The 23666-nt window shown below is 65.0% G+C and carries 22 protein-coding genes and 2 pseudogenes; 20 read left to right on the top strand and 4 right to left on the bottom strand.

The genetic code is table 11. The features are described 5' to 3' along the window. The first annotated feature begins 5 nt into the window (after window positions 1-5). From FNJ84_RS17930 to gltS, 7 genes are all read left to right on the top strand, one after another. Window positions 6-1118, top strand: coding sequence for an ABC transporter permease (locus FNJ84_RS17930; protein WP_089389379.1), 1113 nt, complete (start codon window positions 6-8; stop codon window positions 1116-1118). An 8-nt stretch (window positions 1119-1126) separates the two neighbouring features. Continuing rightward, a complete protein-coding gene (locus FNJ84_RS17925) occupies window positions 1127-2203 on the top strand; it encodes an alpha/beta hydrolase (RefSeq protein WP_165456311.1) in 1077 nt (358 codons plus the stop codon). 318 nt (window positions 2204-2521) lie between these two features. Further along, the gene (locus tag FNJ84_RS17920; RefSeq protein WP_089389381.1) at window positions 2522-4279 is read left to right on the top strand and encodes an alpha/beta hydrolase; all 1758 of its coding nucleotides are present in this window, start codon (window positions 2522-2524) and stop codon (window positions 4277-4279) included. 4 nt (window positions 4280-4283) lie between these two features. After that, window positions 4284-5678 carry a bifunctional enoyl-CoA hydratase/phosphate acetyltransferase gene (locus FNJ84_RS17915; RefSeq protein WP_089389382.1) on the top strand — a complete coding sequence of 465 codons (1395 nt, stop codon included), beginning with the start codon at window positions 4284-4286 and terminating at the stop codon, window positions 5676-5678. Then, complete coding sequence (locus tag FNJ84_RS17910) at window positions 5675-6844, top strand: acetate/propionate family kinase (protein ID WP_035745643.1); 1170 nt, start codon at window positions 5675-5677, stop codon at window positions 6842-6844. The genes FNJ84_RS17915 and FNJ84_RS17910 overlap by 4 nt, the downstream gene beginning before the upstream one ends. Continuing rightward, window positions 6841-7605, top strand: coding sequence for an enoyl-ACP reductase FabI (gene fabI / locus FNJ84_RS17905; RefSeq protein WP_035745640.1), 765 nt, complete (start codon window positions 6841-6843; stop codon window positions 7603-7605). The genes FNJ84_RS17910 and fabI overlap by 4 nt, the downstream gene beginning before the upstream one ends. Before the next feature lie 92 nt (window positions 7606-7697). Further along, window positions 7698-8903: a sodium/glutamate symporter gene (gene gltS / locus FNJ84_RS17900; RefSeq protein ID WP_036707945.1), complete on the top strand. Its 1206-nt coding sequence runs from the start codon at window positions 7698-7700 to the stop codon at window positions 8901-8903. Between the two features lie 13 nt (window positions 8904-8916). Here gltS and FNJ84_RS17895 read toward each other — a convergent pair whose 3' ends face one another. Continuing rightward, window positions 8917-9402 (bottom strand): IS5 family transposase, encoded by a 486-nt coding sequence (locus FNJ84_RS17895; protein ID WP_131023395.1) that lies wholly within the window; start codon window positions 9400-9402, stop codon window positions 8917-8919. Between FNJ84_RS17895 and FNJ84_RS22450 the strand changes: the two genes are divergently transcribed. The 12 genes and pseudogenes from FNJ84_RS22450 to FNJ84_RS17835 all read left to right on the top strand — a co-directional run. Then, a complete protein-coding gene (locus tag FNJ84_RS22450; protein WP_255435433.1) occupies window positions 9360-9488 on the top strand; it encodes a hypothetical protein in 129 nt (42 codons plus the stop codon). The genes FNJ84_RS17895 and FNJ84_RS22450 overlap by 43 nt on opposite strands. Window positions 9489-9523: 35 nt before the next feature. After that, window positions 9524-10312, top strand: a complete 789-nt coding sequence (tnpB, locus tag FNJ84_RS17885) for an IS66 family insertion sequence element accessory protein TnpB (protein WP_081962565.1) — start codon at window positions 9524-9526, stop codon at window positions 10310-10312. A 74-nt stretch (window positions 10313-10386) separates the two neighbouring features. Next, a complete protein-coding gene (locus FNJ84_RS17880) occupies window positions 10387-10722 on the top strand; it encodes a DUF2190 family protein (RefSeq protein ID WP_036707950.1) in 336 nt (111 codons plus the stop codon). After that, window positions 10722-11033 (top strand): hypothetical protein, encoded by a 312-nt coding sequence (locus tag FNJ84_RS17875; protein ID WP_036707952.1) that lies wholly within the window; start codon window positions 10722-10724, stop codon window positions 11031-11033. Before FNJ84_RS17880 ends, FNJ84_RS17875 begins: the two co-directional genes overlap by 1 nt. Beyond that, a complete protein-coding gene (locus FNJ84_RS17870) occupies window positions 11030-11662 on the top strand; it encodes a DUF6441 family protein (RefSeq protein ID WP_089389384.1) in 633 nt (210 codons plus the stop codon). Before FNJ84_RS17875 ends, FNJ84_RS17870 begins: the two co-directional genes overlap by 4 nt. A gap of 74 nt (window positions 11663-11736) precedes the next feature. After that, a complete protein-coding gene (locus tag FNJ84_RS17865) occupies window positions 11737-12273 on the top strand; it encodes a DUF6653 family protein (protein ID WP_052174853.1) in 537 nt (178 codons plus the stop codon). Between the two features lie 3 nt (window positions 12274-12276). Next, window positions 12277-12498: pseudogene (locus tag FNJ84_RS22445) on the top strand (acyl-CoA transferase); the annotation flags it as partial. 186 nt (window positions 12499-12684) lie between these two features. Beyond that, window positions 12685-13814 (top strand): IS3 family transposase gene (locus FNJ84_RS17855; RefSeq protein ID WP_370454610.1). Its coding sequence is split into 2 segments (ribosomal slippage): window positions 12685-12931 and window positions 12931-13814, totalling 1131 coding nucleotides; the frame shifts between segments, so codons are not numbered across the junction. A gap of 59 nt (window positions 13815-13873) precedes the next feature. Beyond that, window positions 13874-17725 (top strand): glycoside hydrolase TIM-barrel-like domain-containing protein, encoded by a 3852-nt coding sequence (locus tag FNJ84_RS17850; RefSeq protein WP_370454609.1) that lies wholly within the window; start codon window positions 13874-13876, stop codon window positions 17723-17725. Between the two features lie 10 nt (window positions 17726-17735). Further along, the gene (locus tag FNJ84_RS17845) at window positions 17736-18812 is read left to right on the top strand and encodes a DUF2793 domain-containing protein (protein ID WP_143794658.1); all 1077 of its coding nucleotides are present in this window, start codon (window positions 17736-17738) and stop codon (window positions 18810-18812) included. Window positions 18813-18831: 19 nt separating this feature from the next. After that, on the top strand, window positions 18832-19119 hold the full coding sequence (locus FNJ84_RS17840; protein ID WP_028720243.1) for a DUF6127 family protein: 288 nt from the start codon (window positions 18832-18834) through the stop codon (window positions 19117-19119). Window positions 19120-19279: 160 nt separating this feature from the next. Beyond that, a pseudogene (locus tag FNJ84_RS17835) lies at window positions 19280-19765 on the top strand (YcbK family protein); the annotation flags it as partial. A 100-nt stretch (window positions 19766-19865) separates the two neighbouring features. Here the strand turns inward: FNJ84_RS17835 and istB are convergent. Both istB and istA read right to left on the bottom strand, forming a co-directional pair. Then, window positions 19866-20621: an IS21-like element ISPve1 family helper ATPase IstB gene (gene istB / locus FNJ84_RS17830; protein WP_028720244.1), complete on the bottom strand. Its 756-nt coding sequence runs from the start codon at window positions 20619-20621 to the stop codon at window positions 19866-19868. Continuing rightward, window positions 20618-22075 carry an IS21-like element ISPve1 family transposase gene (gene istA, locus FNJ84_RS17825; RefSeq protein WP_051578232.1) on the bottom strand — a complete coding sequence of 486 codons (1458 nt, stop codon included), beginning with the start codon at window positions 22073-22075 and terminating at the stop codon, window positions 20618-20620. The genes istB and istA overlap by 4 nt, the downstream gene beginning before the upstream one ends. Window positions 22076-22162: 87 nt before the next feature. On the opposite strand from istA, the gene FNJ84_RS17820 reads away from it, so the two are divergent. After that, window positions 22163-22861 carry a hypothetical protein gene (locus FNJ84_RS17820; protein ID WP_036732777.1) on the top strand — a complete coding sequence of 233 codons (699 nt, stop codon included), beginning with the start codon at window positions 22163-22165 and terminating at the stop codon, window positions 22859-22861. Window positions 22862-23142: 281 nt separating this feature from the next. Here the strand turns inward: FNJ84_RS17820 and FNJ84_RS17815 are convergent, their stop codons facing one another. After that, entirely contained in the window at window positions 23143-23568 is a 426-nt protein-coding gene (locus FNJ84_RS17815) for a MarR family winged helix-turn-helix transcriptional regulator (protein WP_161596482.1), read from the bottom strand. Window positions 23569-23666: the final 98 nt, after the last annotated feature.

The following is a 23666-nucleotide window of genomic DNA, read 5'->3' as shown; positions in this document are numbered from 1 at the left end:
GGCGGATGAACCTGCGCAACACCTTCAATCTGGGCGTCAAGGAATTGCGCGGGCTCTGGCGCGATCCGGTGATGCTGGTGCTGATCGTCTATTCCTTTTCGCTCTCGATCTGGACCTCTGCGAACGTCTCGCCCGAGGCGCTGACGAATGCCGCGATCTCGATCGTGGATGAGGATCAGTCGCATCTCTCCGCCCGCATCACCTCGGCCTTTTATCCGCCCTATTTTGTCGAGCCGCAGATGACCACGACGGCCGAGATGGATCGGCGGATGGATCAGGGGCTGGATACTTTTGCGCTGAACATCCCACCGGATTTCGCGCGCGATGTGCTGGCCGGAAAAAACCCGGCGATCCAGCTGAATATCGACGCGACAAGGATGAGCCAGGCCTTCACCGGCGGCGGCTATATCCAGCAGATCGTGTCCTCCGAGGTTTCGGAATATGTGGCGGGCTACCGGGCCGAGACCGCGCTGACGGTCGATCTGGCGCTCCGCGCGCGGTATAATCCCTCGCTGGATCCGAAGTGGTTCGGCGCGATTTCCGCCGTGATCCGGTCGATCACCATGCTGTCGCTGGTGCTGACCGGCGCGGCGCTGATCCGCGAAAAGGAACATGGCACGGTCGAGCACCTGCTGGTCATGCCCGTCACCACGACCGAGATCATGTTTTCCAAGATCTGGTCGATGGGGCTGGTGGTGCTGCTGGGGTCGATCTTTTCGCTAAGTGTTGTGGTGCAGGCGCTGATGGCGGTTCCGGTGCAGGGCTCGGTCGTGCTGTTTCTTGCGGGCGCGGTGCTGATGGTTTTCGCCATGACGGGGCTTGGAATTTTCCTTGCCACCATCGCCGGGTCGATGCCGCAATTCGCGCTTTTGCTGATGATGGCGCTTTTGCCGCTGCAGGTGCTGTCAGGCGCGATGACGCCGCGGGAATCCATGCCAGAGATCATCCAGACCATCATGCTTGCAGCCCCCAACACGCATTTCATCATCCTCTCGCAGGGCATCTTGTTCCGAGGTGCGGGGCTTGACGTGGTCTGGCCCCAGTTCGCGGCGCTGGCGGCGATCGGGGTGGCGCTGTTCTGGGTGGCACTGATACGATTCAAGAAATTCCTGCGGTAAGGCATATGTTGGGCCGCCTGCTTCTGATCCTGACGCTTGCGCTTGCAGGCTGCGCTGCGCGTCCGGGGCCGGAAGTTCTGGCCCCCGATGCCGGTGCCCTGCCCGAGGGCGCCCGCCTTGTCCGGGTGCTGACCATGACCACCCGCGCGCCCGAGGCAAATCTGCCGGGGGCCTTTGGCGACTCTCGCTCCATCCGGCCAAGCTGGCTGGAATACGAGGTCTCGGTGCCGCCTGGCCATCGGCCGGGAAAGATTGAATGGCCGGATCGCAATGGCAGCAGCGCCGACCGGAATTTCGTGATGCGCAGCCGGCAGACGCTTAGCCGTGACGCCTTTGCAAAGCGTCTCTCGCGCGAGGGGGTCGGACTTTATGTCCACGGCTTCAACACCCGCTTTCATGAGGCCTTGTTCCGTACCGCGCAGCTTTCGGTCGATGCGCATATCGAGGAAAAGCCCGTCCTTTTTACATGGCCCTCGGCAGGCGATCCGGGCGCCTATCTGGCTGATCGTGACGCGTCTGACTTTTCCCGCGCGGCGCTTGCCGATCTGCTGCGGCTTTTGACAAAGGGTCGGTCCGCTTCCGACGCGGTGCCGGTGCTGGCTCACAGCATGGGCGCGCGGCTGACGATGGAGACGCTGGTGCAACTGCGTCTTGCCGGGCGGGACGATGTGCTGGACCGGATCGAGGTCATCCTTGCCGCCCCGGATATTGATATCGATCTTTTCCGCGCCCAGATGGTCAGCCTTGGGCCGATGAAGCATCCCATCACGGTGCTCGTCTCCTCGGACGATCTGGCGCTGAAACTGTCGTCGCGGCTTTCGGCACGTCGGATACGGCTTGGGCTTGTCGATGTGCGTGATCCGGCGGTCCAGCGCCTGGCGGTCGCGACCGGAATACGGATCGTGGATATTACCGATATTCCGACCGATGATCCCGCCCACAGCCGCTATGTCGGCCTGCTTTCCGGCGAGGCCGGGGCTGTGGTTGAAAGCACCCTTTTCGGTGAGGTACGCTTGGCTGGGGCCTTTGTCTTCAATCAGGTCGGTGGTGTCTTCACTGGCATCGGTGATGTGCTGGCGGATTGAGGCCGCGGCCTTGGCCCGGCGTTGGTGCCAGCGGCATTGGCCGGGTCATGGCCTCGACGTCGCGCCGTTTTGCCGGTAATCGTCCATGATGATCAGGGCAGGGACAGGGGATTCCGTGTCCGCCGCCGGACGCCGATGCTTTGCCTGTTCAGTCCGGGGGCGGCTGTTTCGGCGGTTTGACGGCGCTTTACGACATGTCGTCGGCATCGGGCCTTGGGCGCAATGCCTATGTTCAAGAAAAATCTTGAACTCTTTGATTTCGATCAACACTCGTTGATAGTTCTGTGCTAACTTCCGCCGGTAAATTGGAGACGCGACATGGTCCTTACTCCCAAATCAGATGGCTCGGGTGCAACCGGCGATGAAAGCCTTGGCATCGAGGCTTTTCAGGCCGTTGACCGCATACGAGAGGCGCTCTCGGGACAGCTCAGCGGCGGGGTCTCGCCCGGCTCGCTGATGATGGCCCATGTCGACTGGGCCTTTCACCTGGCGCAGGCACCGGGCAAGCAGATGGAACTGGGCGTCAAGGCGGGCCGCAAATGGCAGCGTCTCATGGCGCATCTGATGGCCTCGGCGATGGATCCGCAGGCCGCGCCGGTCATCACGCCCTTGCCGGGCGACCGCCGTTTCGCCGGTGAAGCCTGGGCGAAACCGCCCTTCAGCTGGATGTCGCAGGCTTTCCTGCTGCAGCAGCAATGGCTGCATAACGTCACCCATGAGGTTCCAGGCGTGACGAAGCACCACGAGGATGTGGTGTCTTTTGCCGCGAAACAGATCCTTGATGTCTGTGCGCCTTCGAACAACCCTTTTACCAATCCCGAGGTTGTGGCACGGACCTGGGCTACCGGAGGCATGAACCTTGTGAAGGGCTGGCAGAACTGGCTGCAGGACGTCGTCCGCCAGATCCGGCAGGAGCCGCCAGAGGGTGTCGAGGCCTTTACACCGGGTCGCGATGTGGCGGTGACGCCGGGCAAGGTAATCTTCCGCAACCACCTGATCGAACTGATCCAGTATACGCCCACGACAGAAACCGTGCACCCCGAGCCGGTGCTGATCGTTCCGGCCTGGATCATGAAATACTATATCCTCGACCTCAGCCCGGAGAATTCACTGATCCGCTGGCTGGTGGCGCAGGGCCACACGGTTTTCGCCATTTCCTGGCGCAATCCGGGTGCAGAGGATCGTGATCTGACGCTGGAGGATTATCGCCGGCTGGGCGTGATGGCCGCGTTGGATGAGATCACCCGTCTAATGCCCGATCAGAAAATCCACGCCACCGGCTATTGTCTGGGTGGCACTTTGCTGTCGATCGCTGCGGCTGCCATGGCGGGGAAGGGGGACGCGCGTCTCGCCTCGCTGACGCTGCTTGCCGCGCAGGTCGATTTCGCCGAACCGGGCGAGCTCGCGTTGTTCATCGACCCAAGCCAGCTGCATCTTCTTGAAAGCATGATGTGGAACCGCGGCTATCTCTCTGCCGATCAGATGGCGGGGGCGTTTCAGCTTTTGCGCTCGAATGACCTCATCTGGTCCCGGATGGTGCGCGATTACATGATGGGCGAGCGGACGGCGATGAATGATCTCATGGCCTGGAATGCCGACAGCACCCGGATGCCCTATCGGATGCATGCCGAATATCTGCGCAGGCTTTATCTGAATAATGAGCTTTCTTCGGGACGCTTCACCGCCGGGGGCAAGACAGTTCTGTTGCAGAACATCCGGGTGCCGATCTTTGCCGTCGGGACCGAGCGCGATCATGTCGCACCCTGGAAGTCGGTCTACAAAATCCACCAGTTCACCGATTGCGAGGTGACTTTCGCGCTGACGTCGGGCGGGCATAATGCGGGGATCGTCTCTCCTCCCGGTCACCCGCGCCGCCGCTACCGGCTGGCGACCCGCGCCCATGACGACGCGCTTTTGCCGCCGGAGACCTGGGTCGAGGCCAATCCTGCAACCGAGGGTTCGTGGTGGACGCCCTGGCAGGCCTGGCTTGCCGCGCGTTCGGGTGCCCCCGCCGCGCCGCCCGCAATGGGCAACGCGCTGGCAGATGCGCCCGGCACATATGTTTTCCAGAGGTGACAAGATGACCGGCACTCTGACCAACTATCTGTTTCACCAGATGAAAATCGGCGACCGCGCCAGTCTTGTCCGCCACGTCGGCCCCAAGGATATTGAATTGTTCGCCGCTGTTTCCGGCGACGCCAACCCCGCGCATCTGGATGCCGGTTTCGCCGCCCATGGGCCGTTTGGCCATGTCGTGGTGCACGGCATGTGGACTGCGGCGCTGATTTCGGCGGTGCTGGGCACCCGCCTGCCGGGGCCGGGGACGATCTATCTCGACCAGCAGATCCGCTTTAACAAGCCGGTTTCGCCAGGCGATACCATCACCGCCGAAGTTGAAGTGGCCGAGCTGATCGAGGGCAAGAACCGTGTCCGCCTGACGACCACCGCCCGCAATCAGCGGGGCGAGGTGGTGCTTTCGGGCGAGGCGCTGGTGCTGGCCCCGGTCGAGCAGGTGACCTGGGTGCCGGGTGACCTTCCCGAGGCGGTGGTCTTGCCGAAGGGGCGCTGGCAGGGCTTTGTCGAAGAGGCCCGCGCATTGCCCCCGGTGCGGGCGGCGGTGGTGCATCCCTGTTCGAAATCCGCGATCCTTGGCGCGATCGAGGTGCGCGACGAAGGCCTGCTTGACCCGATCCTGATCGGTCCCGGCGCAAAGATTCGCGCGGCGGCCGCCGAGGCCGGGGTCTCGCTTGACGGCTTCCGGATCGAGGAGACAGAGCACAGCCATGCAGCGGCGGCGCGGGCGGTGGAACTGGCGGCCTGTGGCAACGTCCAGGTGCTGGTCAAGGGCAGCCTGCATTCCGATGAACTGCTTGCGGCGGTGGTTTCGAAAAGCGGCGGCCTGCGCACCGAACGCCGGATCAGCCATGTCTATGCGATGGATGTGCCCGCCTATCGCAAGCCGGTGATCGTCACCGATGCCGCGATCAATATCGCACCGACATTAGAGCATAAGCGCGACATCTGCCAGAATGCCGTCGATCTGATGCGGCTTCTGGGGCGCGATCAGCCGAAGGTCGCGGTGCTGGCGGCGGTCGAGACGGTGAACGCGACGATGCCCGCCACGCTGGATGCCGCCGCGCTGACGGTGATGGCGGCTCGAGGCCAGATCACGGGCGCGCTGGTTGACGGGCCGCTGGCCTTCGACAATGCGATCAGCCCCGAGGCGGTGGCGACGAAGGGCATCGTCTCGCAGGTGGCGGGCGAGGCCGATATTCTTCTGGTGCCGGATCTCGAGGCCGGGAACATGCTTGCCAAACAGCTGATCTATTTCGCGGGCGCCACGGCCGCGGGGCTGGTTCTGGGCGCACGGGTGCCAATCGTTCTGACAAGCCGGGCGGATCCTTTATCGGCCCGCATCGCCTCGGCTGCGCTGGCCAAGATGGTCGCGGTCCGCAAAGCGGAGGGGAAGGCGTGACCCGCGATCTGATCCTGACATTCAACACCGGATCCTCGACTATCAAGCTGGGGTTTTACGCACTGGAGGCCGCCGCGCCGCGCCCGCTGGCGTCGGGCGTGATCGATTTCCGCGATGAGCCTTTCGAAGTGCGCCTGACGCGCGAGGGCAAGACCTTTTCAGGCCCGATCACAGCGGATCCCGGCGATCTGACAGCCGTGCTGAACCAGGCTTTTGCCTGGCTGGCCGGGCATTTCAATCTTTCGCGCCTTGCGGTGATCGGCCATCGGGTTGTGCATGGCGGCGATGTCTTCACAGGACCAGCCCGGATCACCGATCAGGTGATCGCGCAGATCGACGCGCTGGCGCGGCTTGCGCCGCTGCATCAGCCGCAAAGCCTTGCGCTGATCCGGGCGATGCGGGGGCTTTACCCCGATGTGCCACAGACAGCCTCTTTCGACACGGCGTTTCATGCCACCAACCCGCCCCTGATCCGCCGCTTTGCCCTGCCGCGCGCGCTTTATGATCAGGGGATCAAGCGCTATGGCTTTCATGGTCTCTCCTACCGCTATATCGCCGGGCAACTGGGCGATCTGGCCACCGATGCAAAGGTGGTCGCCGCACATCTGGGCAGCGGCGCAAGCCTTTGTGCGATCCGGGGCGGCAAGAGCATCGACAGCTCGATGGGGTTTTCGACGCTGGACGGCATCCCGATGGCGACGCGTTCGGGTGCGCTGGACCCCGGCGTGATCCTGCATCTGATGGGCGAAATGGGGCAAAGCCTGAAACAGGTCGAGACCATGCTCTATCGTGAAAGCGGCCTTCTGGGCGTGTCGGGTTTCGAGGCTGACAGCCGCGAGCTGATGGCCAGCACGCGCCCAGAGGCTGCCGAGGCGATCGACCTCTTTTGCCTGCGCATCGCGGGCGAGGTGGCACGGTTGGCGACCAGCATGGGCGGGATCGATGCGCTGGTCTTCACGGCAGGAATCGGCGAGCATCAGCCCGGTATCCGCGCCCGTGTCGCCGCGCGGCTGGCCTGGCTTGGGGCAGAGCTTGACCCCGATGCCAATGAAGCAGGGTCGCGCAGGATCAGCACCGCCGCCAGCCGGGTGCAGCTTCTTGTCATTCCGACCGATGAGGAAAGCATCATCGCCCAGGAGGCCGTCAGCGAAGAGGCAGCGACATGATTGATCTGAAAGGCAAACGCGGCCTCGTGGTTGGCGTGGCGAATGAGGCCAGCATCGCCGCCGGTTGCGCCAGGGCCTTTCGCGCGGCGGGGGCAGAGCTGGCGCTGACCTTTCTTAATGAAAAGGCCCGGCCATGGGTCGAACCCGTGGCGCAGGAAGTGGGTGCGCCGCTGTTCCTTCCTTGCGATGTGCGTGAACCCGGCCAGTTGGAAGCCGTGTTTGACCGCATTACCGCTGAATGGGGGCGGCTTGATTTTCTGCTTCATGCCATCGCCTTCGCCCCGCGCGAGGATCTGCACACCAGCGTTGTCAACGCTTCGGCCGAAGGTTTTGCGACGGCGATGGATATCTCTTGCCACTCCTTCCTGCGCATGGCGCGGCTGGCGCGGCCTTTGATGCAGGCGGGTGGTTCGCTGATCACGGTCAGCTTTTACGGCGCGGATCGGGTGGTCGAGAATTACAACCTCATGGGTCCGGTAAAGGCCGCGCTGGAGGCTTCGGTCCGCTATGCGGCGGCCGATCTGGCGGGCGAAGGGATTCGTGCCTTTTCGCTTTCAACCGGTCCGGTCAAGACCCGCGCCGCCTCGGGGATCGACCGGTTCGATGCGCTGATGGATAAGATTCGCGCCCGTACGCCTGCGGGAAAACTGGTAAGCATCGAAGAGATCGGTACGCTGGCGGCCTTTCTGGCAACCGAGGCCGCAAGTCCCATGAGCGGATCGGTGGTCTATGCCGATAACGGATTTCACACCACCGCCTGAGGCAGGCGCGGGGCCCCGCCCTTGACCGGAAGGCGGATCCGGGGCAAAGCGGAATCAACATCAGTTGACAGCATTCTGACAGGCGCCGCCGCGTGACCTTCTTTACGGTTCATCCCTTCCATTCCTTCAATCTTGCCGTGGTCTTGCTGATCGCGGGCAAGATCCTGACCCTGAACATTGATCTTCTGCGCCGCTATTCGATCCCCGAGCCGGTGGCGGGCGGCTTTCTCTGTATCGCGGTAACGGGGCTCCTCTGGGCGCTGTTCGATCTGAAGGTCTCATTCGAGGTGGGGATCCGTGATTTCCTGCTGCTGGTGTTCTTTGCCGGTATCGGGCTGAAATCCGATATCCGCACGCTGCTTGCGGGGGGCAGGCCGTTGGTGATCCTGTTGATCCTTGCGACCAGCTTCATCCTTTTGCAGAACTTCGCGGGGATGGGGCTGGCGAGGCTCTTTGGAATGGAGCCGAAGACCGGGCTGATGGTCGGCTCGGTTTCGCTGACCGGCGGCGTTGGCACCACGCTGGCCTGGGCACCGATATTCGCCGAAAAGCTGGGGATCACGAATGCGCTGGAACTGGGGGTCGCGGCCAATACTGTCGGGCTAATCGCGGCCTGTGTGATCGGCGGGCCGATTGCGGCGCTCCTGATCCGGCGGGGCGGGCTGAAGGCGGAAAACAAGCGCGATCTGGACATCGGCGTTCCGAATGAGGGGCGCGCGGTCCGGATGGATTACTTCTGCATCCTCTGGTCGATCCTGGCGCTGAATGTCACCGTGCTGATCGGGCTGGCGCTGCATGAGGCGATCACGGCGGCCGGCGTCACGCTTCCAGCCTTTGTCAGCTGCCTTGTCGCGGGGATCGTGCTGCGCAACCTTTTGCCGCTGGCCCCGAGGCGGTTAGTGCGGCGGATCTGGCCTGGGGTCGATGATGCGCTGGCGCTGATCTCGGATCTGTCACTCGGGCTTTTCCTGATCATGGCGCTGATGGGCCTGCAGGTCTGGGAGCTGAACGGCGTCCTTCTGTTCATTACCGCCGCCCTTGTGATGCAGATCCTGCTGACGGTCGGATTCACGATTTGGGTCGTGTTCCCCGCGATGGGGCGCGATTATGAGGCGGCGGTGATCTCGGCCGGGTTTGGCGGTATCACGCTCGGCTCAACCGCCACCGCCATCGCCAATATGACCGCCGTGGCGCAGCAACATGGCGCGGCGCACCGGGCCTTTGTGATCGTGCCGCTGGTCTGCGGCTTTTTCATCGATATCGTCAACGCGCTGATCATCTCGGCGCTGGTCGGCTAGGGTGTGTTGACGTTCACCGGAGTCGGATGACGGTTGCGGCGAGAGCAATGAAGGCGCTGAAACTTTCATCAGTCTTGCAGCAGCGCATGGCGATGCCTCTGTATTCCTTGAGCCTGCCGAAGAGGTTCTCGATCAGGTGCCGCCACTTGCAGGTTTCGCGGTCGAATTCGGCGGGGAAGCGGCGGTTGGACTTTGGCGGAATGACCGGCTCGATCCCTGCACCGGTTAGCGCCTCGCGCAGCCAATCGGCATCGAACGCCCGGTCGGCAAGAAGTTGGCCACACGTCAGGCCATCGATCAGCGCCCCTGTGCCGCGCAGATCATGGGCCTGTCCCGGCAGCAGCCGAAAGTCGGTCAGGTTGCCGACCGCATCGGCCAAAGCCATGATCTTGGTTGTTATCCCTCCGCGAGAGCGCCCGATGGCCTGGCTTTGCGTCCCCCTTTTGCGCCCTGTCCGTGGCGGTGAACCTTGACGATGCTGCCGTCGATCATGGCGTATCCAAAATCGGCATCTTCAGCCAGGGCTCGGAACATGCGGTAGAACGCATCGGCCTTTACCCATCGCCGGAACCGCTTGAACACTGAGTTCCACTTGCCGAAATCCGCCGGCAAGTCGCGCCATGGACAACCGGTCCGGACTATCCAGAGACCCGTTCTGCGGAGCCGCCTTTGTGTTCCGAGCGAAGCGGGCGGATCGGATCAAGCTCTTGATCTGGGATCAGACCGGGATAGTGCTGGTTCACAAGCGGCTCGAGGGCGGCAAGTTCGTCTGGCCACAGGTGCGCGACGGGGTCATGCGCCAGACGCTGATCAACGATGATCTCGACGCCTTCACCCGGATCCCGGCAATGTACGGCAATTCCATCGCGCAGCTGGAGTCGGACGTGGTCTGGGGCATCATTACCTCGAACCCGGCCATGGCCGACGGCAACGCGCTGTTCCACACCACGCACAAGAACCTCGCGGGCACCGGCGCGGCGCTGGCGGTCGATGCGGTGGGCGCGGCGCGGGCGGCGATGGCCAAGCAGACGGGCCTCGACAAGAAGACGGTGCTGAACGTCCGGCCCGCCTTCCTGATCGTGCCCGCCTCGTTGGAACTGAAGGCCGAGCAGCTGGTCGCGCAGAACCTCGTGCCCGCCGCGACGTCCAGCGTGGTGCCGCAGTCGATCCGCACACTGGCGCCGATCAGCGAGCCCCGGCTCGACGCGGCCAGCGAGACCGCCTGGTATCTCGCGGCCAGCCCGAACCAGATCGACACCATCGAGTACGCCTATCTCGAGGGTCAGCAGGGCGCCTACATCGAGACGCGCAACGGCTTCGACGTCGACGGCGTCGAGATCAAGTGCCGCCTCGACTTCGGCGCCAAGGCGATCGACTGGCGCGGTCTCTACAAGAACCCGGGCGCGTAACGCACCCATCCTGAACCCTGACACACGGGCGGTCCTGACGGGCCGCCCTTCGTCTTTCCACGAGGATCACGTCCATGAAAAACTTCGTCCAGCCCGGCAACACCATCACCCTGACCGCGCCCTATGCCGTCGCCTCCGGCGATGGTCTGCTCGTCGGCTCCATCTTCGGCATCGCCGCCGGAGCGGCCGCCCTCGGCGAGCCCGTCGAGACCTCGCTCGTCGGCGTGTTCGACATCACCAAGGTCGGCTCCCAGGCCTGGACCGTCGGCGCCAAGATCTATTGGGACGACACCAACAAGCGCTGCACCACGGTTGCCACCGACAACACCCTCATCGGCGTGGCCGTCGAGGCGGTGGCGAGCGGCGCGAGCGATACCATCGGCCGGGTACGGCTGAACGCGGCCTTCTGATGAGCGCCTTCGCCGCCGCCGTCGGTGCGCTCTTCGCCGATCCGAACATCGGCCGGGACGCGGTCTACATCGCCGACGGCGGCACGCCCGTCCTGGTGCGCGTCGTCGCCCGGCGTGCCGATGCGGTCACCGACTTCGGCGATGCGCGGCTCTGGTCCGAGACCACGCGGATCGACCTGCGCGTCGCCGAGGTGGCGAACCCGCGTCCCGGCGATAGGATCGAGATCGATGGGGACGCCTTCCTCATTCAGGGCGAGCCCGTCCGCGACCGCGAGCGGCTCGTCTGGACCGTGGATCTGAGGCCCGCGTGAAACTGAAGCTCGACATCGATCCCGACATCGTCGCGATGATGGCGGCTGAGGTCGCCGCGGGCGAACGCGCCGTGACCGCCGCCATGCGCGAGGCCGGGACCGGGCTGAAGTCGGCGTGGCGGTTGCAGATCACCGGCGCGGGGCTCGGCACACGGCTCGCCAATTCGATCCGGAGCCAGACCTTCCCGAGGTCGGGCGAGAGCCTGGACGCCGCAGCTCTGGTCTGGTCCAAGGCGCCGGTCATCGTCGGCGCGCATGACGCCGGGCCGCTGATCCGCTCGAAAAACGGGTTCTGGCTGGCGATCCCGCTGCCCGCCGCGGGCAAGTCCCTGCGCGGCGGCCGGATCACTCCTGGCGAGTGGGAACGGCGACGCGGGCTGCGGCTGCGCTTCGTCTATCGCCGCACCGGTCCGAGCCTGCTGGTGGCCGAGGGGCGGCTGAACACGAAGGGCCAGGCGGTGGTGTCGCGCTCGAAGACCGGACGCGGCAAGGTCACCGCGCCGATCTTCCTGCTGGTCCCGCAGGTGAAGCTGCCCAAGCGGCTGGATCTGGCGCGGGATGCGGAGAGAGCGGTGGACAGCGTGCCGGGGCTGATCGTGGCGAACTGGGTCGAGGGGCGGATCGGCTAATGGCAGGACCTCCGGCGGGCGGACAACGACCTGCATCGGCGCTACAGTAATTTGGCAGGATCGGGGGCACAGAAATGCTAAACGGCTTTGGCGCCGAACGGATCATGGCCATGAACGCTACAGTCTGGGCGCGGCATGCGAATCCCTGGAGTGGCTGGTCGCGGGTTTCGATCCTGCCCCTGCTTGCCGTTGCCGTCTGGAGTCGCGTCTGGATTGGTTGGTGGGCGCTGCTTCCAATAGGCGCAGTGCTGATCTGGACATGGTTGAACCCGCGCCTGTTCCCACCTCCGGCGTCCACCAACAACTGGATGTCGAAGGGTGTCCTAGGCGAGCGCATCTGGCTGCTGCGGGGCAAGGACGCGGCGCTCGCGCATCATGTCCCGGTGGTCAGAGCCCTGACGATTGCGACGTCGACAGGCGCAGTGTTTCTGGTCGTCGGGCTTGCGGCGTTGAATCTGTCCCTGACGATGACTGGCGTTGCTATCGCAATGCTGTCGAAGCTTTGGCTCCTGGACAGGATGGTCTGGGTCTACTCCGAGATCGAGGAAGATCGCTCTCTCCTACACCCGGATGACCGGAAGGCTCATCCCAAAAACCCAGACAGCCCGTAAACCATGCCCACTCCCCGCGAAACCATCCTCGCCGCGCTGCACGCGCGGCTCTTGGCGCTGCCCGCCACCGCCCTGCGCGGTGAGGTGCTGCCCGAGCGCGTCCCGGCCGAAGGCCTGCTGATCCTGCGCGACGGCGAGCCAGGCGAGCCGGAGGTCACGCTCTCGCCACTACGCTACCACTACCAGCACCGCGCCGAGATCGAGGCTGTCGTTCAGTGCGCTGCGCCACGACGAGGTTCCTGCGATCCTGCAGCGGGGCGAGCGCGTGCTGTCGCGGCGCGAGGCGCAGAGCTACGGCGCAGGCGGAGGCGTCAACATAACCATCATGGCGCGTGACGCCGAGAGCTTTGGACCTGCCCCGGTTTCGTTCCGGTCTTCTGAGAGCGATGCTCTCACCAAAGGAGACAGGATATGGCAGCGACACACGGCGACGAGTTCAAGCGGGATGCGGTTCGCATCGCGCTCACCAGCGGCCTGACGAGACGTCAGGTTGCGTCTGATCTTGGGGTTGGGCTTTCGACGCTCGGCAAGTGGATACGGGCGATTTCCGATGAGGCGAAGGTGCCTGACCGGGACGCCGATCTTCTGCGCGAGAATGAACGGCTGCGGAAAGAGAACCGTATATTGCGCGAGGAGAGGGAAGTATTAAAAAAGGCGGCTCAGTTCTTCGCGGCTCAAAAGCCGTGAGGTTTCAGTTCATTGCCAGCTATCGGGGCAGCCTTTCGCGCAGCCATCTCTGTCGCATGATGGGCGTAACGGATCGCGGGTTGCGCGCGTGGCTGCGCAGGCCCCCGTCCATCCGTCAGCGGCGCGACATGGTGATCCTGGCGCATATCCGCGAACAGCATCGGCTGAGCCTGGGCAGCTACGGCAGGCCGCGGATGACCGAAGAGTTGAACGAGCTGGGCCTGCGGGTCGGACAGCGTCGGGTAGGCCGTCTGATGCGCCAGAACGGCATCCGCATCATCCGCAGCCGCAAGTTCAAGCGCACCACCGACAGCGATCACGCCTTCAACATCGCGCCGAACCTCTTGCAACAGGACTTTTCGGCGAGTGCCCCGAACCAGAAGTGGGCGGGCGACATCACCTACATCTGGACGCGTGAGGGCTGGGTTTATCTGGCCGTCATCATCGACCTGTTCTCGAGGCGCGTGATTGGCTGGGCTATCAGCAACAGGATGAAACAGGATCTGGCGATCAGGGCGCTGAACATGGCTGTTGCCCTGCGCCGCCCGCCACCAGGCTGTATTCATCACACGGATCGCGGCGCGCAATACTGCGCCCATGACTACCAGAAACTTCTCCGCAAAAACGGGTTCAAGGTATCAATGAGCGGCAAGGGCAACTGCTATGATAACTCGGCCGTCGAGAGCTTCTTCAAGTCCCTGAAGGCCGAACTGGTCTGGAGGCGCGAATGGCACACCCGACGCGACGTCGAGATCGCCCTCTTCGAATACATCAATGGCTTCTACAACCCGCGCCGCAAACACTCAGCCCTCGGCTGGAAATCACCCGTGGCCTTCGAGCAGAGGGCCGCTTAACATGAGCACCTGACCGGAACAGAAGCGGTGCAGGTCCAGAGGGCGCGCGGCTCGACAGCTTGCGGATCACGTCCTCAACCGAGGGCGCGGTGATCCCGCGGCTCTATGGGCGCATGCGCATGGGCGGCAACATCATCTGGGCGACGGATTTCCGCGAGGAGACGAAGACCACCACGCAGGGCGGCGGCAAGGGCGGCGGGGGCGGCAAGGTCAAGACGACCGAGTATCTCTACTACGCCTCCTTCGCGGTCGCGCTCTGCGAGGGCTCCGAAGCCGGTCCCGCAGGGACCATTCTCTCCGGTGGAGAGAATGGAGGCGGAGGAGGCCCGGCAGGGCGGGGTATCACCGGCATCGGCCGCATCTGGGCCGACGGCAAGCCGATGGACCTCTCCGGCGTCACCTGGCGCTGGTATCCGGGCGACGAAACCCAGACGGCGGACCCGTTAATCGCGGCCAGGATGGGAGCGGCCAACACGCCCGCCTATCGCGGCACGGCCTATGTCGTCTTCGAGGAGCTGGCGCTCTCGACCTACGGCAACCGCCTGCCGCAGCTCTCCTTCGAGGTGTTTCGGCCGCTCGCCGACGCCGACACCGCCGAGGGGCTGACCCGCGCCGTCACCTTGATCCCGGCCTCGGGCGAGTTCACCTACGCGACGCAGGCGATCCGCAAGACCGACGGCGGCGCGACAGTGCCCGAGAACCTGAACGCGCTGGCAGACTCCACCGACATGGTGGAGGCGCTCGACCGGCTGCAGGCGATGGCCCCGGCAGTCGAAAGCGTCAGCCTCGTGGTGGCGTGGTTCGGCGACGATCTGCGCGCGGGCTCCTGCAAGGTACGGCCCGGCGTCGAAGTGTCGGCCAAGTCGACCACGCCGGTCAGCTGGTCGGTCAATGGCGTCAGCCGCGCCAGCGCCTTCCTCGTCAGCCGAGACGATCAGGATCGCCCGGTCTATGGCGGCACGCCGTCCGACTTCTCCGTGTTGCAGGCGATCCAGGAGATGAAGGCGCGCGGGCTGCGCGTGACCTTCTATCCGTTCATCCTGATGGACGTGCCGCCGGGCAACACGCTGCCCAACCCGTATTCCGACAATGCCGCCGCATCGGGCCAGCCTGCCTTTCCCTGGAGGGGCCGGATCACCTGTTCTCCAGCAGCAGGTTTCGCCGGGACCGTGGACAAGACCGCAACGGCCGAAAGTCAGGTCGCGGCGCTGTTCGGCGCGGCGACGCCCGCGAGCTTCAGCGTCTCGGGTCAGTCGGTCTCCTGGACCGGGCCATCGGGCGACTGGGGCCTGCGCCGCATGGTGCTGTACTACGCCCATCTCTGCGCGGCGGCGGGCGGGGTCGACGCATTCCTGATCGGCACCGAGATGCCGGGGCTGACGACGATCCGCTCGAGCGCCAGCAGCTATCCGGCGGTGCTGGCCTACCGGGACCTCCTCGCGGATGTGCGCTCGATCCTCGGGTCCGGGACGAAGATCGGCTATGCGGCCGACTGGTCGGAGTATTTTGGGCACCAGCCGGGCGACGGCAGTGGCGACGTGTTCTTTCACCTCGATCCGCTCTGGGCGGATCCGGAGATCGATTTCGTCGGGATCGACAACTACATGCCGCTCTCGGACTGGCGCGACGGCTTCGAGCATGCCGACGCGGCCGAGGGCTGGCCCGCGATCTACGACCAGGCCTACCTGCAGGGGAACATCGCGGGCGGCGAAGGCGTCGACTGGTTCTATGCCAGTGCGACGGATCGCACCGGGCAGGTGCGGACCCCGATCACCGACGGCGCGGCCAGCAAGCCTTGGGTCTTTCGCTACAAGGATCTGCGCGCCTGGTGGTCGAACGCGCATTACGACCGCCCGGGCGGGGTCGAGTCCGGAACGCCGACGGCATGGGCGCCGCAGTCCAAGCCGATCTGGTTCACCGAACTCGGCTGTCCGGCCATCGACCGGGGCACCAACCAGCCGAACGTCTTCTTCGACCCGAAGTCATCCGAGAGCTTCACGCCGCATTTCTCGCGCGGATGGCGCGACGACGCTATCCAGCGGGCGTATCTCGAGGCGACCTATCTCTGGTGGGGCGAGGCCGCGAACAATCCGCTGTCCTCGGTCTATGGCGGCCGCATGGTGCATGTGCCGGAATGCGCCGCCTGGACCTGGGACGCGCGGCCCTATCCGTTCTTTCCGGCGCTGACCGACGTCTGGACGGACGGGGCGAACTGGCGGCTCGGCCACTGGCTGACCGGGCGGCTCGGCGCGGTGTCGCTCGCGGCTCTGGTCCGGCACCTCTGCCTACGCGCCGGGCTGCCCGAGGACCGGATCGACGTCTCCGGTCTCTGGGGCGCGGTCGAGGGCTACGCCATCGGCGCGCTCGAAAGCCCGCGCGCCTCGATCACCACGCTGTCGCGCCACTTCGGCTTCGACGCCGTGGAGACCGAGGGCGTGATCCGTTTCATCATGCGCGGCCGGGCCTCCGTCGCCACGCTCGGTGCCGACGATCTCGTGGCCGCCCGTGAGGGCGACTTGCTGGAACTGACGCGCGGCCAGGAGACCGAGCTGCCGCAGGCGTTGAAATGGCAGGTCGCCCGCGCCGACGAGGATTACGACGCGGCCCTCGTTGAGGCGCGGCGCATCACGGTGGACACAACGCGGATCGCGTCCGAGTCCTTCCCGATGGCCGTTCCGCCCGAGGAAGCCGAGCGGCGATGCCGCCGCGCATTGATGGAGGCGTGGGTCGGGCGCGAGACGGCGGCCTTCCGTCTGCCGCCCTCGCGCCTGGCGCTGGATCCGGCCGACGCGATCCGGCTCGCCCATGACGGGCGGCTGGTGGATCTGCGGCTCGTCTCCATCGCCGACGCCGAGGCGCGCGGCATCGAGGCGGTCCGCCAGGACCGCGCGACCTACGATCTGCCGCCCGGCGATCCGCGCGCGGCGTCGCTGACGCGGGCTGTCGTGTTCGGCGCGCCGGATGCGGTGCTGATGGACCTGCCGCAGCTGACCGAGGACCAGCCCGCGCATCGGCCGCTGGTCGCCGCCCACGCGGTTCCCTGGCCGGGCGAGATGGCGGTGTTCCGCAGCCCGTCCACGGACGGGTTCGATCTGCTGACCACGTTCGGCAGCCGCGCCCGGATCGGGGCGCTGGTCTCGGACTTCTATCAGGGCCCCACCGCGCGCTTCGATCTCGGCAATGCGCTGGTGGTCGATCTGCTGACCGGCACGCTCGAAAGCGTCACGGACCTGACGCTGTTCGGCGGGGCGAACGCACTCGCGATCGAAAGTGCGCCCGGCGTCTGGGAGATCGTGCAGGCGGGTGCGGCCGAGCTGTTGGCGCCGGGTCGGTATCGGGTGACCCGCTTGCTGCGCGGTCAGCGCGGCACCGAGGGTGCGATGGGTAATCCGGCGCCTGCGGGCGCCCGCGTCGCGGTGATCGACGACAGCCTCGCATCGCTGCCGATCGCCGAGGCTGATCTCGGCATCCCATGGAACTGGCGCATCGGCCCGGCGAGCCGCCCGGTCAGCGACGAGACCTATGTGGCGCAGGCCTTCCCGCCTGAGGGCGTGGGGCTGCGGCCGTTCTCGGTCGCGCATGTCGAGCAGCCATGGCGCACGCCGCGCACGCCCGGCGATCTGACGATCCGCTGGACACGCCGGTCCCGGGCACTCGCGGCCGACAGCTGGGGCGGACTCGAGGTGCCGCTGGCCGAGGAGCTCGAAGCCTACGAGGTCGAGATCCTCGATGGCGCCACCGTGAAACGGGTCCTCAGTACGACCACCACCAGCGCGGTCTACACCGCCGCCCAGCAGAGTGCCGACTGGGGCGCGCCGCTCGGCCCCGGCGACACGCTCGACATCCGCATCTACCAGCTCTCCGCCCTCGTGGGACGGGGCGCGCAGAAAACCGTCACGCTGAGACTCTGAAGGCCATCCCATGTCCGACTCCACGACCCATCTCCTGCTGCCCTACATCCTCGCGGCGCAGGCCCAGAAGCATGTCACCCACAATGAGGCGCTGCGGATCCTCGACGGTCTCGTCCAGCTCTCCGTCCTCGACCGGGATTTGACGGCTCCGCCCGGTTCTCCGGCCGACGGCGACCGCTACATCGTCGCCACCGGCGCGACGGGCGACTGGGCGGGCTGGGACCTGAACGTCGCGCTCTGGACCGACGGCGCGTGGCTGCGCCTGCCGCCTCGGACCGGGTGGCGGGCTTGGGTCGAAGACGAGGGTCTGCTGCTGATCTACGACGGCGCGGGCTGGATCGGGGCCACCCCGGATGCGCTGCAGAACATGGCGCTGCTCGGGCTGGGCACGACGGCGGATGCGTCGAATCCGTTCTCGGCCAAGCTGAACGCCGCGCTCTGGACGGCGAAGACCGTGGCCGAGGGCGGGACTGGCAACCTGTTCTACACCATGAACAAGGAGGCTGCGGGCGACGATCTCGGCCTTACGCTGCAGACCGGCTTCGTGACCAAGGCGCTGGTGGGGCTGTTCGGCTCCGACCGGTTTCGGCTGGCAGTCTCGGCCGACGGCAGCACCTTCTTCGACGGGCTGAGCGTCAACAACGCCACCGGCATCGTCGATCAGCCCCGACTGCCGCGGTTCAAGGCGTACACGAACTACGACAACTACGTGGGCGTCGGAACCTGGACGAAGATTGGCCTGAACAACACCGACTACAACGATCAGGGCGCCTTCGACGCCGCGAACAACAATTTCGTGGCGCCTTCGGATGGCACATACCTCTTCGGCGCGACGCTGCTCTACAAGGTCAACGCCAGTACGACCGCGCGGATGAGCGGCCGGCTCGTGCTGAATGGCACCACGGAAATTCGCGGCTCACTTGGCGAAATCTCCGCCACCCACGTCTCGCTCGCCACCGCGATCTGGCTGCAGACCATGGTGCCGCTGACCGCGGGCGACACCGTCGAGCTGCAGGGGTATTTCCGGGTCGCGGACGGCTACTTCGCCGCCGACCACACGTCCTTCTGGGGCTGCAAGGTCGGCTGAGCGGCGGAAGGAGGACCCGATGAACCCACCCCGATCCGAGGGCTTCGTGCGCATGCCCGACGCCGAGTTCGAGGCGATCCTGACCCGGGCGGCCGAGGAAGGCGCGAAGCGCGCGCTGGCCGATGTCGGGCTCGACGGCGACGAGGCCGCGCTCGACATCCGCGACCTGCGATCCTTGGTCGATTGCATCCGGCTGGTGCGCCGCACCGCCATGCAGACCGCCGTCCGCATGATCACCACCGCCGTCATGCTGGCGCTGCTCGCGGGCATCGCCATCAAGCTGAAGATCTTCGGCGGCGGCCCGTAGCCGCTCAACACCCAAACCCATCAGCCCAACCGCACCCGCCCTCGTGGCGGGGTGAGCCGTGGTCTGCTTGGCAGGCAGACGGGAAGGTCCAGTGGACCTTCCCGAGCGGCGAACGCACCGAGCCCTGCGAGGGGCCGGAAACTCTTTTCTGGAGGACCCCATGACCACGACTTTCCACCGCCACTGGCGCGACGTGCCGGAGAGCACCTGGCGCTGGCCGAACTTCAGCCCGGCCGAAATCGCATGCAGGGGCACTGGCAAGCTGCTCATCAACGAACCTGCGCTCGACAAGCTGCAGGCGCTGCGCGACCGGCTCGGCAAGCCGCTGATCGTGCGTTCCGCCTATCGCAGCCCCGAGCACAACCGCGCCGTGGGCGGCGCGACCCGATCGAAGCACCTCGACGGCGCCGCCTTCGATATCGCCATGGCGAACCACGACCCGGTGGCTTTCGAGGCCGCGGCGCGCGAGGTCGGATTCCTCGGCTTCGGCTTCTACCCGAGATCGGGGTTCATCCATGTCGATCTCGGGCCGGCACGCCAGTGGGGCGAGCGGTTCCCGGTGCGTGCCGTTCCCTTCGTGGCCGAGACCCCGCCGGCGCGCGAGGTCTTGGCTGTCAACGGCGGAGTAAAACCCGGCCACGCGGCGGCGCAAAAGTCTGCCAGTTAGCGGCACAAGCACGGAACGTCGGGAGGGCGTAGCCCGACCAGAGTTCCGTGCTTGTGCCGTTGGTATTTTTTGAAAGGGGTCAGCCGGCCTTTCGGGCGCGGCTTTGGGCGAGACGATAGCTCTGGCCATTCATTTCGAGAATGCTGACGTGGTGGGTCAGCCTGTCGAGAAGCGCGCCGGTGAGGCGTTCGGAGCCGAATGTCTCGGTCCATTCGTCAAAAGGCAGATTGCTGGTGATCAGGGTCGATCCGCGCTCGTAGCGTTGCGAGATCAGCTCGAACAGGAGTTCGGCGCCGGTTTTCGACAAGGGCACGAAGCCGAGTTCGTCGATGATGAGAAGCTTGTATCCGGCCATCTGCTTCTGAAGGCGGAGCAAACGGCGCTCGTCGCGGGCCTCCATCATCTCGCTGACCAGGGCCGCGGCGGTGGTGAAGCCGACGGACAGGCCCTTCTGGCAGGCGGCCAGACCAAGGCCGAGCGAGATGTGCGTCTTGCCCGTGCCACTGGGGCCGAGAGCAATAATGTTCTGGCGCCGCTCGATCCATTCGCACCGGGCCAGTTCCAGCACCTGCATCTTGTTGAGCTTCGGGATGGCCGTGAAGTCGAAGCTGTCCAGGCTTTTGACGGCCGGGAACCTGGCGGCCTTGATGCGCCGCTCGACCATCCGCCGTTCCCGATCGATCAGTTCCAGTTCGACGAGCCGGGCGAGATATCGGACATGGTCCACGCCTTCCGCCGCACATTGCCGGGCCAGTTTCTGGTGTTCTCGTAGGAAGGTCGGCAGTTTCAGCGTCTTGAGGTGATGGGCAAGCAGGATTTCCGGGGCGTCGCTCATGCCACGCCCTCCGCATTGACAGACAGCAGCCGCATGTAGGAGCGGGCCTCGGTCTTCTCGACCCTGGCCCTGGGCAGGTAGGGATAGCAGTCCAGATCCAGCCGGGGTGGCCGGCGCTCCACCCGGCACAACAAGAGATGCTTCACCGCATCGAAGCCGATCGCCCCCATCTGCAGCGCCTGCCTCACGGCCGCATGCAGATCGGCCAGATCGAAGGTTTCCAGAAGCCGCAGGACCTGGACATATTCGCGTCGGCCGTGCCGGTTCATCCGTGCCTCCATCAGCCGGCGCAGGGTGGCGAACTCCTCTGGCAGGTCCCAGTCCTGCAATGGTGCCGCCTGATCCAACGCATTGATCTTCTGCTCGATCAGCGGAAGGTAATGGAGCGGGTCGAAGACGATCTCGTCGCGATCCCAGCACCGGGGATGGCGGGCGATCACTTCGCCCCGGCAGCCGATCACCACCTCATGGATATAGCCCCGGATCCAGACATCCTGATGGCCGTAAGCGACAGGCACCGAATAGTCGTTGGTCTTGTAGCGCACCAGCGATTGCGACGACACGCGGCCGGTCGCTTGATCGCAGGCATCAAAGGGCGCCGCCGGGAGCGGGCGCATCGCGGCGAGATCGCGCTGCAGTCGCTCGCCGATCGTTTCGCTCTCGCCGCGAAGGACATCGTGCTGACGCCGCTTGCAACGCTCCTCCAGCCAGAGGTTGAATTCTTCCCAACTGGCGAACTCAGGCATCGGCACCAAGAAGTTGCGGCGGCAATAGCCCACCAAGCCTTCGACATTGCCTTTGTCGTTCCCCTTGCCAGGGCGGCCATAGCGATCCCGGATCAGGTAATGCGACAGAAACCCGCTGAACAGCGCCGCCCGCTTGCGGGTGTCATCCGGCAGGATCTTCGCCACCAGGCAGCGGTCATTGTCGTAGACGATCGACTGCGGAACCGCCCCAAAAAAGGCAAAGGCATGGACATGACCGTCCACCCAGGCCTCGGCAACCGCCGCCGGATAGGCACGGACGTAGCAGGCGTCGCTATGCGGCAAGTCCAGCACGAAGAAATGCGCCTTCTGTTCGACACCTCCGATCCGAACCATTGCCTCGCCGAAGTCGGCCTGCGCGTGCCCCGGGGGATGCGCCAGCGGCACAAATACCTCCTGGCCCCGACGCTTACGTTCCCGGATATAATCCTTGATGATCGTGTAGCCCCCGGTGAACCCGCATTCCTCGCGAAGCCGGTCAAACACCCGCTTCGCCGTATGCCGCTGCTTGCGCGGCATGGTCCGGTCCGCCTCCAGCCAATCCTCGATGATCGGGATGAACGGATCAAGCTTCGGGCGCTTGACCTCGGCCGTCCGCCGGTAGCCCGGAGGAACCGAGAACGTCATCATCTTCGCGACCGTGTCGCGCGGCGATATGTTGAATTCCGTCGCCGCCTGACGCTGGCTCATACCAGCAGCACAGGCCTGACGAACCTTGAGATAGAGTTCCACGCTGTAGATCCTCCCATCCTCCCTGCAGCCGCAGAAAGGGAAAAGGTGGACGACTTTTACGCCGCCCGCAGCAGCACCATGCCGCCGCTAACGTGGACTAATTTCGCACCGCCATTCTCACGCGATCTGGCCTATCTCGCCGAGAACGGCCTGTTGAAGGTCTCGGTCCGCCTTTATGGCGCCCTCCTCGAGCAGGGCAGCTACGAGGTGGAAGACGACAGACAGTGGTTCACCATTCCCGAGGATCGGTCGCCATTCCATGGGCTTCAGGATCTTCGCACCCATGATGTCTACCGCCTGTTCCATGAGGGATCGATCCGGGTCTCTCACTTCGACGCTCCCAAGGATCGCTATTGCGTCGTGCTGAAGCCCGAGGACGGGATCCTGGTGCATAAGGAAGAACTGGTCGTTCGGCGCGAGGAGCGCCATCGCGCCGAGGCCAGGCATGGGCTGGGCGGCAGAAGACGGACATCCGAGACCGTCTTCCAGCAACGCCACGAGTTCAGCGAGATCATTCTGGGCGAACGGACCTTCCTGCTCGGGCCGATCCAGGCGCGCGTGGTGCGCATTCTCCATGATGCCGCCTCGAGCGAATTGCCATGGCGGCATGGGAAGATGGTGCTGGCCGAGGCCGGCTCCTCCTGCACGCGCATGTCGGACCTGTTCAAGACGCAGCCTGAATGGCGCAAGCTGATCCAGTCCGACCGCCGCGGCCGCTATCGCCTCAATATCCGATTCTCCTGATCGACTGCCCGAGCCCGGCCACGCCGGGCTTTTTGGCTGCGGGGGGGGGCATCCCCATAGGCGCTAACTTAAGGGTGGGCACTTGGAATCATGATGCAATTCCTCGGGCAGATGCGAACGACCGATTCCATAAACATTAACTGGCAGGCCCTGATCGGACTGGCAGTCTCTGATAACGCGGCTGTCGCAATCCGTTGATCTCGAAGCGACGGCGCGGGAGACCGGCGTGCGCATGCGGCGGCGTGTCTTTCCATCTGCGGCGAAACTGTCGAATCCGGGTTTCAGGACAGTTCTATCCGCTCTATCCCCTTGAGGAAGCGGTTGATCACGTCGAGTTCGTCGTCGGAAATGCCTTCGATCAATTCGGCATAGCGCGACCGGAGCTGATGGTATGCCGAAAGCAACCGCTCCTGCTGGCCCTCTACGGGTTCGATGATGATGCCGCGCCGGTCGTGGCTGTTGGGAACGCGCCGGACGAAGCCCGCCCGTTCCAGCCGGTCGATCGCCGCGGTCGCCGAGCCGGTCGAGATGCCGAGATAGTCCGACAGCATTGTCGGCGTCACCGGCTCGTCGGCCGTCTCCAGCAATTCCAGCGAAGCGAGATCGGTTCCGTGGATACCCAGCCTGCGTGCGACGGTGGCGTCCAGCCTTAGCACCTTGCGAAGCACCGACCGCAAATCGCGCCGCAACTGTTGCTCCTTTTCCAATCGGGAATCCGCTGCCCTTGTCATGTCGTGCCGTTGCATCTATATGGCTCTACCATAGAGTTACTTGACAGCACATATAATGCCGACTTGCCCACAGC

The organism is Paracoccus sp. M683 (assembly GCF_007096355.1).
In the GTDB taxonomy this organism is placed as follows: domain Bacteria; phylum Pseudomonadota; class Alphaproteobacteria; order Rhodobacterales; family Rhodobacteraceae; genus Paracoccus.
This window is presented reverse-complemented; position numbering and strand designations above follow the sequence as displayed.

Excerpts from the sequence above, each read along its gene's own strand:
- FNJ84_RS17930 (WP_089389379.1), top strand. The coding sequence starts at position 6 with ATGAACCTGCGCAACACCTTCAATCTGGGCGTCAAGGAATTGCGCGGG.
- FNJ84_RS17920 (WP_089389381.1), top strand. The coding sequence starts at position 2,522 with ATGGTCCTTACTCCCAAATCAGATGGCTCGGGTGCAACCGGCGATGAA.
- FNJ84_RS17915 (WP_089389382.1), top strand. The coding sequence starts at position 4,284 with ATGACCGGCACTCTGACCAACTATCTGTTTCACCAGATGAAAATCGGC.
- fabI (WP_035745640.1), top strand. The coding sequence starts at position 6,841 with ATGATTGATCTGAAAGGCAAACGCGGCCTCGTGGTTGGCGTGGCGAAT.
- tnpB (WP_081962565.1), top strand. The coding sequence starts at position 9,524 with ATGGACAACCGGTCCGGACTATCCAGAGACCCGTTCTGCGGAGCCGCC.
- FNJ84_RS17880 (WP_036707950.1), top strand. The coding sequence starts at position 10,387 with ATGAAAAACTTCGTCCAGCCCGGCAACACCATCACCCTGACCGCGCCC.
- FNJ84_RS17875 (WP_036707952.1), top strand. The coding sequence starts at position 10,722 with ATGAGCGCCTTCGCCGCCGCCGTCGGTGCGCTCTTCGCCGATCCGAAC.
- FNJ84_RS17865 (WP_052174853.1), top strand. The coding sequence starts at position 11,737 with ATGCTAAACGGCTTTGGCGCCGAACGGATCATGGCCATGAACGCTACA.
- FNJ84_RS17845 (WP_143794658.1), top strand. The coding sequence starts at position 17,736 with ATGTCCGACTCCACGACCCATCTCCTGCTGCCCTACATCCTCGCGGCG.
- FNJ84_RS17840 (WP_028720243.1), top strand. The coding sequence starts at position 18,832 with ATGAACCCACCCCGATCCGAGGGCTTCGTGCGCATGCCCGACGCCGAG.
- istB (WP_028720244.1), bottom strand. The coding sequence starts at position 20,621 with ATGAGCGACGCCCCGGAAATCCTGCTTGCCCATCACCTCAAGACGCTG.
- istA (WP_051578232.1), bottom strand. The coding sequence starts at position 22,075 with ATGAGCCAGCGTCAGGCGGCGACGGAATTCAACATATCGCCGCGCGAC.